The following is a 14,406-nucleotide window of genomic DNA, read 5'->3' as shown; positions in this document are numbered from 1 at the left end:
GGCGGGCCTTGGCCCCGCCTTGGCGGTCTAGAACCTCATTGAGTGCATGCCCAGCAGGCCTAGCACGCCCATGACGATGAGGTAGATGGCCACGATGGTGCTGAGCAGCCGCGGCATGACCAGAATCAGGATGCCGGCAATCAGGGAGACCAGCGGGCCGACGCTTAGGGTGAATGTCATGGGGTTTTCCTTGGGGTGACTGTTGTCAGCGCTGCGCTGACCCGCGGCTATGGCGGTACGCAGCCCTGGTTTGCATGGCAGCAGCACGGTAAATGCACCGGTGACGTGCGCCTGTCGAATCTACTTCATGTGCCGGTGCACTCGTGCCCCCCAGAGAGGTCACGAGGTAGTCCACGGCCGCGTATCTTCGTAACAGTGCAGCTACTTGGGCCAGCGCAGGTTCGCAGTCGGCTCCCGCCCACTCACACCCCGTACTTCGCGCGCGCCTTGCGAACGAATTCAGGATTGAACGTGCGCGCGGGGTCGAGCTTCATCCCTGCAATTTCAGGCTGTGCGCGGATCAGCACGCGCAGCGCGGTGGCAACGCCGTCGTCGGGCATCGCACCATGGGTGGAATAGGTTTCGCGCACCCGGCCAAAGGCTGCCAGGTAGGCGCTCCGGTCGCCCAACAGGTAGCCCTCCGGAACCACTTTGACAAGATCAGCCGGTCCAGCCGTCTGCAGCCATTTGAGAGCGTGCACGATCGCGCTGACCAATGCCTGCGCCTGAGCGGCGTTTTTCTGTATGTAGCCTTGCTTGGCGTACAGACAGCCAGCTGGCATGGTGCCTCCGAAAAGGTCCTGCCCGGACTTGAGCGAGCGCACGTCTCCGATGATGCGCAGTCCTTCCTTTTGCTCCAGCACCGTCATGATGGGGTCGGCGTGGCACAGCGCATGGATCTGGCCGGACCGGAGCGCACTGAAGGCGGCCATGCCGGTGCCCACATTGACGAACGACACGCGCCGCATGTCCACGCCTTCGCGCGCGAGCAGCAGCGTGGCGGCCAGATGGGTGGAGGAACCGACGGACGAAACGCCGATGCGCTTGCCGGCCAGCTGACCAGGTTCCCTGTAACCCGGCATGGACCGCAACGACACGCCCAGCGCCAGTTGCGGGGCCCGCCCCATCGTGACAACTGCCTGGTAGTTTTGCCCCAGAGCCAGGCGACGCAAGGTGTGTTCAAACGCACCCGCGCACACGTCGGCCTGCCCCCGGTCAACTGCCTCCAGCGCGAGTGCGCCCGCTGCAAAGTCACGGATCGAGACCTCGACCCCCTCGGCCTTGAAATACCCGAGCAAATCCGCCAAAACCAATGGCAAGTGGTACAGCACACCTTGCCCGCCTACCGCCACCGTGACGCGCGAGGGGCTCGCGCCCGAACCCTGCGCCCGCAGCCCCGGCGCAAACACAGCAGCGGTCGCAACCGCCGAAAGGGCAGATGCGGCGCCAAATGCGCGTCGGCTGGGAGAAAAGGGTTTCATGGAAGGGAAAGAAAGCAATGCTGCATTGCAACAATCGTGCCCCAGCCACAGCGGCACCACATCAGGGTGAGCCCCTGCGGAGTTCTACGTAGGCCCGTCTCGCAGGCGACAAAAAGGAGCGAAAGCACCTCGAGGCAACGCCAAGGGCGAGCGTTAAGCCGTCAAAAACGTCAGCGATACCCGATGAAGAGGATGGCGATGTTCACCAGCAGCGCACCCGCCCACACCGCGCTGCGCGCCATCGCCATGTCCGACACATACATCAGGATGTAGAAGATACGCAGCATCACATAGGCAAAGGCCAGGATGTCGAGCAGCGTCTGCCCGGCGCCAAGCGTGTGGGCAATGATGACGGCGCCGATGAAGAAAGGGAGTGCTTCAAAACTGTTGGCCTGCGCCGCGTTGGCGCGGGCACGCCAGTCCTTCTGGCGCGCCAGCCAGGCACGGGGGTCGTTGTTGTCGTAGCCACCGTCCTTGCGCGATTTGCCAAAAGTGCCGCTTTTGGCAAGCCATGCGCAGGCAATGGGCAACAGTGCCGCAATGAGCACGCACCAGTACGCCACAGTAAAGCGTGCCACATGCATCGTTGTATTCATTTTTATCAGCCTTTTTGCACGCTAGCGCTTGTCCGTAAAGCATGTCTAGCTATTGATTTGTGAGTATTCTAGCGCCCGCCTCTGTGATCTGCCGGGCCGGCGATCGGACCCCGTCACGCGGGCAAGACGGCATCCGGCAGTCACTAGGACATTGGGCGCAACGGTGTGATCAGCCGGCCCGCAGCCCGTTTGGCGGGGTTCAAACCGCAGCCTGATGGACGGAGCGGTCAAGCCGTTGCAGGGCGACTAGCGACGGTCTACCAGAGCATGGGCAATGGTGCCCAGATCGACGTATTCGAGTTCACTGCCCACCGGCACGCCCCGGGCGAGGCGCGTGACGTGCATCCCGCGGCCCTTGAGCACGTCGCTGATCACATGGGCGGTGGCTTCTCCCTCGGCATTGAAATTGGTCGCAAGGATCACTTCCTGCACCAGGCCGTCGGCTGCGCGCTCCAGCAGCTTTTGCAGGCCGATTTCCTTGGGACCGATCCCGTCGAGTGGGCTGAGCCGCCCCATCAGCACAAAGTACAGCCCTTTGAAGGCCCCGGTGCGCTCCATCGCAGCCTGGTCTGCAGGCGTCTCGACCACACAAAGGCGGCTCGGGTCCCGCGCGGGGTCCAGACAGGTGCTGCACACATCAGCTTCGGTGAACGTATGGCAACGCGCGCAGTGGTGCACTGCCCCCACCGCCTCGTGCAGCGCGCGCGACAGCACCTCTGCCCCCGCCCTGTCGTGCTGCAGCATGTGAAACGCCATGCGCTGTGCCGACTTCACCCCCACCCCCGGCAGACGGCGCAGCGCCTGGATCAAGACATCAAGGGCGTTAGTGGAGGACATGACTTTGCAAGATGAGATGCTAGGGAGTGAAAGTACGGAACGACGGACCCAGCTTCGACAAGGTCAGCCCGAGCGGATGCGAAAGTAACAGGAAGAATGCGCCCCTGCCTTCACCCCCCACCCTCAAGGGCGTAGCGAGCGGGCGTCAGGCTAGGCGCGGGTGGCGGGAAACCGGAGCGACCTTCCGGGTCGTGAGGATTTCCCGACGGGACCCGCAACGACGCATCACGCCCGCGCAGTAGCCAACCTCAGAAAGGGAATTTCATGCCGCCGGGGAGTCCTGGCATCCCTTGCGTCAGCTTGCCCATCTTCTCTGCCGAGGTCTCCTCTGCCTTGCGCACCGCGGCGTTAAACGCTGCTGCCACCAGGTCTTCCAGCATGTCCTTGTCGTCCGCCAGCAGGCTGGGGTCAATGGTGACGCGCTTGACGTCGTGCTTGCAGGTCATCAGGACCTTGACGAGCCCTGCACCCGACTCGCCCTCGACCTCGATGAACGCCAGCTCGTCCTGGGCCTTCTTGAGGTTGTCCTGCATGGCCTGGGCCTGCTTCATGAGGCCGGCGAGTTGTCCTTTGTTGAACATGGAAGTTTCCTTTGATGAAAGTCGAAAGTTGTGTGAAGAGCAATGGTTGGAGAGCATTGCCCGGAATGACTGGTGTGCCACGCATCTTCGGCGGGATTCACCCGCCGCTGTCACCGGCTACTTCAAACTGGTTTGATGCTGCCAGGCACGATTTTGGCCCCGTAGTCACGCATGAGGGTCTGCACATACGGATCGTTGTTCACGATTTCCTCTGCCCGGCGCTGCCGCTCGGCCGCAGCCGCCGCATTGCGCCGTGCCGGGCTGTCGATCACCACGCCCAGCTCCACAGAAATCTGGCTGGCATGGCCTGCGGCCTCCAGCGCGGCCCGCAGGCGTTCCCGCGCGGTGGGCTGGTTCAGAGATTCGCGCTCCACGCGCAGCAGCCAGTGGGTTCCATCGCGCGCCACCAGCTGCGACTGCAGTGCCAGTTCACGCACCAGTGCCGTGATGGTCTCCGCCGCCACCATTTGCTGCACGGTGGCATGCCAGACATCGCCCTCCTCGGTCGGCGTGTAGCGCGCCGATGCAGGCGCCGGTGTGGAATGCGGCGTGGGCTGCAGGCGCGCACCGGGCTCGGGCGCCAGGCGCACCGGAATCGACATCACATCGGCCGCCCCCTGGGGCACCGGGGTGCGGTCAGGCGGCGCAGCGCGGTCAAAGTCGTCCGGGCTGCGCACTGGCAGGGTCGTGGCAGCGCTGCCCATCACCGCGGCTTGCGCTGGCAAGGCAGTGTGGACAACCGATGCGCCAAGCGGTGCCAAATCTATATCGGGTTTTGCGGTGGCGCCCTCGTGCTCGGGCGGCATCGCGACGGGGATGCTCGGTACCGGAGCCAATGCGCCGCGTTCCCCCGAGGGCGCTGCTGCGCGGGCCACAGAAGCTGCCACCGCACCGGCGGCTGCAGGTACCGCCTGTGCACTGCCCGCTGCAGGTGCGACGGCGGTATCAGGCCGCGTCAGAGTTTTTTTTTCAGCCGGTTCGCTGCGGGGCTTGAAGGCCAGCAGGCGCAGCAGCACCATGGTCAGTGCCGCGTATTCGTCGGGTGCCAGGCCCAGCTCGCCGCGTCCATGCAGGCACATGCTGTACAGCAGCTGCGTCTCGTCCGCGGGCATCTGGCTCGCGAGGCGCGCAGTTTCTGCCGCCTCCGGGTCATCCTGATCGATGGCAGCCGCCATCTGCGGCACAGCCTGGAAAACGGCCATGCGCTGAAGCACGGCACTCATCTCTTCCAGCGTCGACGCCGCGGACAGGCCGTTCAGGCGCAGCACATCGGTGGTTTCCACCACGGTCCGGCCATCGCCGGCCGCGAGGGCGTCGATAAGGCGAAACACGTACGAGCGATCGACTGCGCCCAGCATCTGCCGCACGCTGGCTTCCTGCAGCTGGCCGCTGCCGAAGGCAATGGCCTGGTCTGTCAGCGACAGGGCATCGCGCATGGAGCCGCGCGCCGCACGGGCCAGCAGGCGCAGCGCAGGCGCCTCTGCCGGAACGTTCTCTGACGCGAGCACCTGCGTCAGGTGCGTGAGCACGGTTTCAGGCGCCATCGGCCGCAGGTTGAACTGCAGGCAGCGGCTGAGCACGGTGACAGGGACCTTTTGCGGGTCGGTCGTGGCGAGCACGAACTTCAGGTACTCGGGCGGCTCCTCTAGCGTCTTGAGCATGGCGTTGAACGCCGTGTTCGTGAGCATGTGCACCTCGTCGATCATGAAGACCTTGAAGCGCCCCTGCACCGGCTTGTAGACCGCCTGCTCTAGCAGGCTCTGCACCTCGTCCACTCCGCGGTTGGAGGCAGCATCCAGCTCGGTGTAATCCACAAAACGGCCGCTGTCGATGTCGGTGCACGCCTGGCACACGCCGCAGGGCGTGGCAGTGATGCCGCCCTGCCCGTCCGCGCCCTGGCAATTGAGCGACTTGGCCAGGATGCGCGAGACCGTGGTCTTGCCCACACCGCGCGTTCCTGTGAACAGGTAGGCGTGGTGCAGCCGCTGCTGGGTCAGCGCATTGGTCAGTGCCTGCACCACATGCTCCTGCCCCACCATTTCGGTGAAATTGCGGGGGCGGTACTTGCGGGCGAGCACGAGGTAGGACATCTGGCAGATTCTACGGGTTGGGGCAAGCCCGGCGTCCTTTGCGGGAAGGTAACGGCCCCGGCGATCGGCGCGGCGCCTGATCTCCTCAAAGCGAGGTCCTGCGTGGGCGGGCTGCACGGCGGAGGCCCCCCGACTGCTGCCCGTGCGGCCACCACCCAGAGCCTTCCCAACCCTGCCGGCCATGCGGCGATGCAGCAAAGGGGCCTTTCATCCAGCGTACAATCAGTGGTGACGGGCCTCCCCGCATGGTGAAGCGGCCAACCGGGTCAGGTGGGGAACCAAGCAGCCCTAACTGTGGAGCCAGTGCCGGGGGTAAGGCTCGTCAACTTCTTTCTTCTGCCGATGGGTTCTTGCCCATCGCGCCGTCACCGGTGGCGTCCCGCCACATGCCTCCAAAGACTTCTTAATCGCGCTCCAACGAGTGTGCCAGCTAGGTCGCGCGGGCAGCCCTGTGCAGCCTCAGGCCCCGGCACCGCCCAGCCAGCGCAGCACTCCTTGTGCAGCGGCGCGGCCGCTGGCCATGCTGGCCGTCAGCAGATAGCCCCCGGTGGGCGCCTCCCAGTCGAGCATCTCGCCCGCACAAAAAACGCCAGGCACCGCCTTCGCCATCAGGTGAGCATCCAGCGCATCAAACCGCACGCCACCCGCGGTGCTGATGGCTTCATCGATGGGGCGTGGAGCGACTACGGTGATGGGCAGGGCCTTGATGGCGCGGGCCAGCGCTACGGGATCGTTCACACCGTCTTTGCCCAAATGCTCGTACAGGATGCCTGCCTTGATGCCGTCGAGGCCGAGGCGGCTCTTGAGATGGCTGGACAGCGACCGCGAACCGCGCGGATGGCGCACTTCCACCAGCACGCGCTCGTGGGAGTGATCTGGCAGCAGGTCGAGGTGAAAGGTGGCGTGGCCGTGGGCTTCGATTTCGTCCCGCAGCAGGTGGGAGGCCGCGTACACCAGGCTGCCCTCCACGCCCGTGGCGGTGGCCACAAACTCACCCTTGCGGCTGAAGCTGCGGCCCTGGCTGTCCGTGAAGGTAAGCGCTACGGTCTTGAAAGGCTGGCCTCCAAAGCGCTCGGCAAAATGGGGCGTCCAGCCCACCGTGCTGGCGGGTGTGCGGCCTACCAGCTCCTGCAGAAACTCGCGCCGGGTTTCGCCCGCCGACGCGTCGGCTCGCAGCACGTCGAAACCACAGTTGGCCGGGCGCAGCGGTGCCACGTCCACACCCCGTGCTGCCACCAGCGGCACCCATTGGCCGTCGGAGCCCAGGCGCGCCCAGCTGGCCCCGCCCAGTGCAAGCACAACGGCACGCGCCGCGACCACGCTGGCGCCGGCCGGGGTGGTGAACTGCATTGCACCCTCATCCGTCCAGCCTATCCAGCGATGCCGCATGTGGAATTTGACGCCTTGGCCGCGCAGCCGTTGCAGCCAGGCGCGCAGCAGGGGCGCCGCCTTCATGTCGGTGGGAAACACGCGCCCGGAGGTGCCCACAAAAGTGTCCACACCCAGCTCCTTGGCCCAGTCGCGCACCTGCTGTGCACCAAACCCTGCAATCAGCGGGCCAACCTGGGCCTCGCGCCCCTCGAAGCGGGTGGCAAACCGTGCATGGTCTTCGGAATGTGTGAGGTTGAGACCGCCCTTGCCCGCCAGCAGGAATTTGCGGCCCACCGATGGCATCGAATCAAACAGATGCACGGCAACGCCGGCCTGGGCCATCACCTCGGCCGCCATCAGCCCGGCAGGGCCGCCGCCCACCACGGCTACATCGCAGGCAAGGCGCTGGGCTTGGGCAGGCTCGCTGGCGGGCATGGCGGTAACCGGGTCGAGGGTGAGTTGCATGGATGGGGTTCTCGGTAGCAAGGGAGAAAAATGAGTGCCTACGCGCGGGGCGCAGGGTCTGGTCAGAAGAGTGACCCCTGGCTGGGCCCGGATGGCGCAGGGGGCGCTGACGACAACGATGGATCGCCAGGCCGCGCGGGGGCCGGAGTATGCCTCACTGGCGCCAAGGCGGGGCCGGCCTCGGGCCCCACGGGTGCGCTGGCGTGCGGTACCTCGCTCGCAGCTACTGCCACAGATTCCGCCGTCACGCCCTCTTGCACCGGAACCAGCCTCCCGTCTCCCGTCAAGAATGCGGCAAACACGCGCTCGCCGGGGGTCTGGCTTTGCACGGCCTGGCGGTACAGCGCCATCTGCGCCACCAGTTCCGGCTGGCGCTCTGGCTGGTGGGCGCTTTTGTAGTCGAGCACCCACCACCCGGCCCGTGCGGCAGGCTGGTGGCAGTGCACCAGGCGGTCGATGCGCAGGCTCTGCCCACGGTAGCGCAACGGTGCCTCGTTGATGGCCGTATCGATGCAGGCCGGGTCCCACGCCCAGGCGCCCTCACCCGCCAGAATGCGTTGGGCCGTCTGGCACGCCTGCCCGGCAGCGGCGACAGTGATGTCGAAATCCTGCGCCAGCCGCGCCTTGCGCACGGCAGAAAAGCCGTGTTCGCGCAGATGGTGGAGCGCACCGCCCGCCACACCGGCCTGCTCCAGCAGCTGGTGCATGGCCTCGCCCAGGCGCGATTGGGGGGTCGAGCTCGGGCCTTCCGCGGGTTCGGCAACGCCTTCGCCCCGCCCCGGCTGGCCTGTCGGTGCCCGATTTGCAGGCACCTTTTGCAGGTGCGCTGGCTGCACCGGAAGCTCGACCACCGAGAACACCTCGTGCGCGACCTCAGTGGGCTCGCCGCCTTCCGGGGCAGCGGACGATGGAACATCTGCAAGGCCTCTGTCGGGCACCGCATCCTCGGCCACAGACGCGAGCCGGTTCCACCAGCTGCCAGGGGCCGAGTGGGACGGCTGCACGGATGACAGCGCCAGGCAGTGCTTGGCACGCGTCATGGCCACGTAGAGCATGTTCAGCTCTTCGCGCTGGCGCGCCTGCTGCTCGGCCGCCACCGCCTGCGCGGCGCTGGGCGGCGGGCTGGATTCGCTGGCCATGAACACGAAGGCGGCGGGCACGGCCTGCTCGCCGGGCCAGTCCACCAGCACGCCCATGGTTTCGGCCTTCTGGGGGCGGGTGTCAGTGTCCAGCAACAGCACCGAATGCGCCTCCAGCCCCTTGGCGCCATGCACCGTGAGCAGCCGCACTGCCTGCAGGTCCACGCGGCCCGGCGCACGGACGCCGCCCTTTTTCATCGCCCGAACAAACGCGTACGGCGTGAGGTAGCGCCCCCCGTCGTGCTGCAGTGCGGCCGACAGCAGCGCCCGCAGGTTGGCCTGCACGGCGGCGCGCTGCGACGCCGGGGCTGCCGCGGCAAACCGGGCCAGCACGTCGGCATGCTCATAGATGGCATGCAGGGCGTCATGGGGCGGCAAAGTGTCCACCCAGACCCTGTATTGGGCCAAATTGGCACCAAGCCCAGGTAAGTATTGCCCTGTTAGCTCTTCTTTTTGTAGCAAATCAAACCAGCTGCACGCCGCGTACTCCGGCTGACGGCGCAGCACGGCCAGCGTCACCAGGGCGTCATCACCCAGCCCGAACAGCGGCGAACGCAGGGCCCGCGCCAGCGAGAGATCGTGTCGGGTCGAGACCAGTGCATCGAGCAGCGCGATGATGTCCTGCACCTCGGGCGCGTCGAACAGGTCGGCCTTTTCGGGCTGTACGCAGGGCAGGTGCAGCGCGCGCAGCGAATCCTGCAAGGTGGCCAGGCGGTCGCGCTTGCGGGCCAGCACCAGCACCTCCTTGGGCGGCACGCCCTGCGCTATCTGCGCAGCCACCCATGCGGCTGCCTGGGTGCATTCGCGCATGCGCTGGGTTTCCTCGGGCTCGTGGCGCGGCTCGGTCAGGCTGTCGCGCCATTCCATGGGATTCGCCTTGGCGGGGCGTCCGTCTGCAGCGCCATCGGCAGCCGCCGCACCAGGCGCTACCGCAGCCTGCGCCGTATCGGCCTCAGCCCCGATGGCTGGCAGGCGCAGCACCACCCCCGGATCCCTCGACTCAGTGGTGTGAGGCCGGAACCCGCTGGTTTCGCCCTGCGCCTGTGCAGTGCCCATGACCGCATTGACGGCCGCGATCACGCCCGTGGCATTGCGACGGGTGTGGTCGCAGCTCAGCAGATCGCCGCCCAGGCCATTGCGCACAAACGCCTGGGCCGCGATGAAGACCTGCGGCTCGGCGCGCCGGAAACGGTAGATGCTCTGCTTTGGGTCACCCACGATGAACACGCTGGGCGCGGCGGCGCCACCCCCTGATCCGGCGTAGCCCGACAGCCAGGCATGGAGCGCCTGCCATTGCAGCGGGTTGGTGTCCTGGAACTCGTCCACCAGCAGGTGGCGCACGCGGGCGTCCAGGCGCTCCTGCACCCAGCCGCTGAGCACCGGGTCGGCCAGCATCACCAGCGCCATGCGCTCCACGTCGTTCATGTCCACCCAGCCGTGCCGGTGCTTGACGGCGGCAAACTGTGCAATCAGGCAGCGCGCCAGGCGGGCCATGCGCTGCTGGTGCTGCCACGCCGCGTGCTGGTGTCGCGCAGCCAGCAGTCGCTGCAGCTCGGGTTCGGCTTCCTGCGCGGCCACGCACTTTTCAAGGTGCTTGGTGAGCCGGTCTTCCTTGGCCACAAACAGCGCCTTGCGCAGCATGGCCAGGCACTGGGCGGGGTCGGTACTGGCGAGCGCATCGATGATGGCGTCGGCCGCTTTTTGCGGCGTCTTGTTGGTTTCGGCGCCGAGCGCGCGGGCCCAGGCCAGCCAGCGCTGGCGGCAGGTGGCATCGGCCAATGCATCGGCCGGGTCGGCGCAATGGGCCAGCTCGGGGAAGCATGCACCAAAGGCCGGTACCGACGCATCGACCACGCCTGCCTCGTCGGCCAGGTCAAACTCCACCCGCTTGGCCAGGGCGGCGGCCAGCGCCTTGTGCGTTTGTGAGCGCCCGTACCCGGCCACCACGGCCTCGTAGTCGGCACGCAGGCTGACGTCGGCTGCCACGGCATGCAAGAACGGGCGCCAGACTTCACGCACGGCTTCGGCGTCGTCCTCCAGCAGCTCGAAATGCGCGGGCAGGCCCTGGTCCTGCAACAGGGCCAGCGGCGCGGTACCCAGCAGCGCGGCAAACCAGCTGTGGAAGGTGCGGATCTGCACCGGGCGGCCACTATCGAGCAGCTGGCGATACAGGCCCTGCAACGCCTCGCGCTGGTCCATTGCAGCCTGCGGCGCCACGCCGCGCGCGATCAGCTCGGCCACCAGCCGGTCTGGCGGGGCCTGGGCAAACTCCTCCAGCCATTCCTGCAGGCGCTGGCGCATTTCGCCCGCGGCTTTCTTGGTGAAAGTGATGGCAAGGATCTCGTGCGGCGCAGCGCCGTCCAGCAGCGCACGCAGCATGCGCGAGACCAGCATCCAGGTCTTGCCAGCACCGGCGCAGGCCTCGACCGCCACGCTGCGCGCGGGGTCGCAGGCAATGGCGTAGAACGCCTCGCGCGAGACGGGCTGGCCGTTGTGTTCGTAGGCGGCGTTCGTCATCTATGGAGTCCCATGACCGGCGATGCGGAATCGGCCGTTGAAACTGGCGCGGCCAAGGCGAGAAGACACCGAGCAAGGGCCGCCCCGCAGCGAGGGTGTCGTCCCCTTGCCCGCGCAGCGCAGCGGAGCGAGGGCGGGGGGAAGGCGCGCAGCGCCTCAGGGGGGTGTACTGTCATCACCAGAAATCCTTTCGGCACAGGCCGCGCGCTGCACAGTATTCGCACACCGCGCCCTCGCCCAGTGCCGGCATGGGTGCGCCTGCGGAAATCTGTGCAAAGTCGTGCTGGATGCCCTCGACCAGCAGGTCGCGCAGGTGGACCACGTCTTCCTGTTCGTGCATGCGCGTCTCGCCCCGCTCGCCCACGTTGACGTAGGCCGCGCGCAGCGTGTCGTGGCTCAGCAGCGCCGCGTAGAACGCCAGCTGGGTGTCTTCGGCCCCCACCGCAATGCGCTTGCTGGTCACGCTGTCGCTCTCGGTCTTGTAGTCGATGACCAGCATCGTGGGCTCACCCGTGGTGGACACACCATCGATCCGGTCGATGGTGCCCACCAGCTGCAGGCTGCCCAGCGGCTGGGTCGCCTTGACCTCTGCCGACCGGAATGCGCCGCCGGCCTGCTCGTGCTGCGCAAGCCAGCGCAGGTAGCCATCGCGCACCTGGGGCCAGCCCGCCGAGAAAGGCAGGAAGTCGCCCTCGGCCGAGCCCGCCAGGCCATGCTTGTGGGTGACAGTGCGCGCTGCGTCGTCAAGCCGCGTGGTGCGGTCGGGCGGCGCGCCGGGGGCATCGTCGCGCAGTTGCTCATGGAAGAGCTGCAGCACCTCGTGCAGCCAGTTGCCGAAGTCACGCTTGTCCACTTCGGCCGACAGCTCGTCCGATTCGGACAGGCCCAGCAGGCGCAACGCAAAGAAACGGTACGGGCAGTGCCGCAGGTCGGAATAGGCGGTGGAAGACAACCGCTGCAAGCCCAACGCGTCGCCCCGCGGGGCAGGCCGCGGTGTGGGCGCAGCGAGCACGTCGCGCTGCTGGCGGCCGTCAGCGCCTTCGTGTGCCGCTCCGTCCAGGTGCAGCGCCAGCACCAGCGGGCTGGCCAGCAGCGGCTCGCCGCCCTCGTCGCCGGTGCGCCAGAGCACGTCCACGGTGGGGGTACACAGTGCACTGTGCCAGGCAGCGCGCTGTGCCGCTTCCTGCGATTCACGCGTGGGCAGCACCAGCGAGAGCCGCTGCGTTTGAGTCCATTCACCCGGTGGTTCGGGCGCGGGCTGCAGGCGCTTTTCGTCGCAACCCGGCAAGACCAGCGCCGCAAAGGGCCGGGCCAGCAGTTGCGCCAGCGGCAGCACGGTGACGGGTGCGCCGCTCTCGGCAGGGGGAACAAATCGCGCAGCCTCCAGCACTTCGTTCACCCAGCGTGTGAACTCGGGCAACGACATGCGCCGTGTGGCTGCGCCCCAGCCGTCGAATTCGGCATCCTGGCCGTCCTGCAGGCGCAAGGCGCTGAGCACGCGCGCACCGGCCGCATCGGCCTCCAGCGTTTCCCATTGCCCCGTTGCACGCAGCAGCGCCCGCAGCGCGAACAGCCAGGGGCCTAAAGCCCGGCCGGCGCGCAAGCCCTCTTGCCATGCCGCAACCTGGGCGACAAGGGTGGCAAGCAGGGGCTTGTCGCCCCAGTCCCGACCGGCCGCATCAGACCAACGGGCAATTGCCGCGCGACGCAATGCCTGCTCCAGCCCCGCCAGCGCGTGCTGGTCCATCAGCGGTACATGCTTGAGCCAGTCGAGCACGTCGTCGGTACTGGCATCCCACGCGGCCGCCTTGAGGGTTGCCATCAGCTGCGCTGCAGAGCGCGTGGTCGACAGCGTCCAGCCGTTTTCATCGCGCACCGCTACGCCACGGTGGGCCAGGTGAGCGCTGATGCGCCGGGTGAGCGCGCGGTCGTTGGCGGCCAGGGCCACCGGCACGCGGCCTGCGGATACGTGCGCCAGCACACAGGCGGCTGCGCGCTGGGCTTCGTCCTCGGCATCCTGCGCCGCATGCAGGGCGATTTCTGCAGTGTGGGACATGCTTGCCAGATCCCGGGCAAGGGGAATCAGCAGCCCGCGCTCACCCCAGTGCGCCAGCAGCGTGGGAGCCAGCGGGTCAGGCTGGAAACCTTGCAAAACTATCAATGCGTCCACCGTGGCGCGCACCCCTGGGTCAAAGAGCACATCGGTGGCGTAGCGCGAAGCGGCGGCCCATTCCAGCGCAATGCGGGCCACCACGGCTTCGAAGCGCAACGCAGAGCCATCCTCGGGCCCGGGCAACTGCAGGCGCGCGCTGGCGGCCCAGGCATCGCGCTCCTGCGGCGGCACCGATGCAACCACGCTGGCCAACTGTGCAGCCGCCTGCTGAAGGGGCGCAGCCAGCATGTCGCGCTGTGCTGCCAGCCCTGCCCTGTCGAGCAATGCGCGTGCGGTGAGGGTATCGCGACCAGTGTCGCCCGCCAGGTCATCGCCCTGCGGTACGAAAGCGCTCAGCTGGCGCGCCCAGTTGCGGGTGGTTTCAAAACGGGGCGCAAAACCGTCCGGGTGCAGCAGGCCCCAGTAGTGCTGCGCCCAGGGCATGAGCTGGGCGTAAGGCACCAGCACCACCGAGCGAGCGCGGTGGGCACCCAGCCGCTGGATCTGTGCGGCGACAAGGCCCAACGTGTCTTGCCACAGGCCCAGCACGCCCGCGCAATGATCGCTTTTCGCTATGACTGTCATAGCGTCGGAGTGCGGGGCCATACCGGTGAACGTGGAATTGGTTTCTGTCACAATCCTCGGACTTTATACGTAGCCCGGGAGCGACCTGCCCGGAAAAGACACAAGGAACCCGCCATGGCCAGCGAACTCATCAAACATCTCTCCGACGCAAGCTTTGAAGCCGACGTGCTCAAGGCCAGCACCCCGGTGCTGGTGGATTACTGGGCTGAATGGTGCGGCCCCTGCAAGATGATCGCTCCCATCCTCGACGAGGTGGCTGGCACCTATCAGGGCAAGCTGCAGATCGCCAAGCTCAACGTGGACGAGAACCGCGAAGTGCCCGCCAAGTTCGGTATCCGCGGCATTCCCACCCTGATGCTGTTCAAGGATGGTCAGCTGGCCGCCACCAAAGTGGGCGCCATGAGCAAGGCCCAGCTGACTGCATTCATCGACCAACAGCTGGCCTGATTTCTCAAGGCCCCGCGGGCTGCAGCGCGGCAGCGGCGGGGTTTTCTCAAGGGGCTGCGACCCTGTTTGCGGGCCAATGCGGCAGTTAGCCCCGGCTGGCGAAAGTGCTCCTTTTTTTCCTGTCATAATTCCTAGCGATCACCGG

General features: G+C 66.9%; 10 protein-coding genes and 1 other RNA gene. 2 read left to right on the top strand and 9 right to left on the bottom strand.

Translation table 11 applies throughout. From position 1 onward, the window contains the following. Positions 1–27: 27 nt before the first annotated feature. From ACTPOI_RS11625 to dnaX, 6 genes are all read right to left on the bottom strand, one after another. Entirely contained in the window at positions 28–180 is a 153-nt protein-coding gene (locus tag ACTPOI_RS11625; RefSeq protein ID WP_083235442.1) for a DUF3096 domain-containing protein, read from the bottom strand. Positions 181–422: 242 nt separating this feature from the next. Beyond that, the gene (locus ACTPOI_RS11620) at positions 423–1,481 is read right to left on the bottom strand and encodes an ABC transporter substrate-binding protein (protein ID WP_440108940.1); all 1,059 of its coding nucleotides are present in this window, start codon (positions 1,479–1,481) and stop codon (positions 423–425) included. A 170-nt stretch (positions 1,482–1,651) separates the two neighbouring features. Then, on the bottom strand, positions 1,652–2,077 hold the full coding sequence (locus ACTPOI_RS11615) for an MAPEG family protein (protein WP_440108938.1): 426 nt from the start codon (positions 2,075–2,077) through the stop codon (positions 1,652–1,654). A 246-nt stretch (positions 2,078–2,323) separates the two neighbouring features. After that, complete coding sequence (gene recR / locus ACTPOI_RS11610) at positions 2,324–2,914, bottom strand: recombination mediator RecR (RefSeq protein ID WP_440108936.1); 591 nt, start codon at positions 2,912–2,914, stop codon at positions 2,324–2,326. Between the two features lie 248 nt (positions 2,915–3,162). Then, positions 3,163–3,495: a YbaB/EbfC family nucleoid-associated protein gene (locus tag ACTPOI_RS11605; protein WP_142146914.1), complete on the bottom strand. Its 333-nt coding sequence runs from the start codon at positions 3,493–3,495 to the stop codon at positions 3,163–3,165. A gap of 122 nt (positions 3,496–3,617) precedes the next feature. Continuing rightward, complete coding sequence (gene dnaX / locus ACTPOI_RS11600; protein WP_440108934.1) at positions 3,618–5,585, bottom strand: DNA polymerase III subunit gamma/tau; 1,968 nt, start codon at positions 5,583–5,585, stop codon at positions 3,618–3,620. A 230-nt stretch (positions 5,586–5,815) separates the two neighbouring features. Here dnaX and ffs point away from each other — a divergent pair. Further along, positions 5,816–5,912, top strand: an RNA gene (gene ffs, locus ACTPOI_RS11595) — signal recognition particle sRNA small type. A 132-nt stretch (positions 5,913–6,044) separates the two neighbouring features. Here ffs and ACTPOI_RS11590 read toward each other — a convergent pair. The 3 genes from ACTPOI_RS11590 to ACTPOI_RS11580 form a co-directional block, all read right to left on the bottom strand. Beyond that, positions 6,045–7,391, bottom strand: coding sequence for a TIGR03862 family flavoprotein (locus tag ACTPOI_RS11590; RefSeq protein WP_440109465.1), 1,347 nt, complete (start codon positions 7,389–7,391; stop codon positions 6,045–6,047). A gap of 92 nt (positions 7,392–7,483) precedes the next feature. Further along, positions 7,484–11,077 (bottom strand): UvrD-helicase domain-containing protein, encoded by a 3,594-nt coding sequence (locus ACTPOI_RS11585; protein WP_440108932.1) that lies wholly within the window; start codon positions 11,075–11,077, stop codon positions 7,484–7,486. Positions 11,078–11,252: 175 nt separating this feature from the next. Next, positions 11,253–13,814, bottom strand: a complete 2,562-nt coding sequence (locus ACTPOI_RS11580) for a PD-(D/E)XK nuclease family protein (protein WP_440108930.1) — start codon at positions 13,812–13,814, stop codon at positions 11,253–11,255. Positions 13,815–13,928: 114 nt separating this feature from the next. Between ACTPOI_RS11580 and trxA the strand changes: the two genes are divergently transcribed. Then, positions 13,929–14,261 (top strand): thioredoxin TrxA, encoded by a 333-nt coding sequence (trxA, locus tag ACTPOI_RS11575; protein WP_069105400.1) that lies wholly within the window; start codon positions 13,929–13,931, stop codon positions 14,259–14,261. The last annotated feature ends 145 nt before the right edge of the window (positions 14,262–14,406 follow it).

Source organism: Acidovorax sp. BL-A-41-H1 (genome assembly GCF_051942715.1).
The sequence above is the reverse complement of the archived record's forward strand: the minus strand, read 5'-3'. Positions and strand labels throughout refer to the sequence as shown.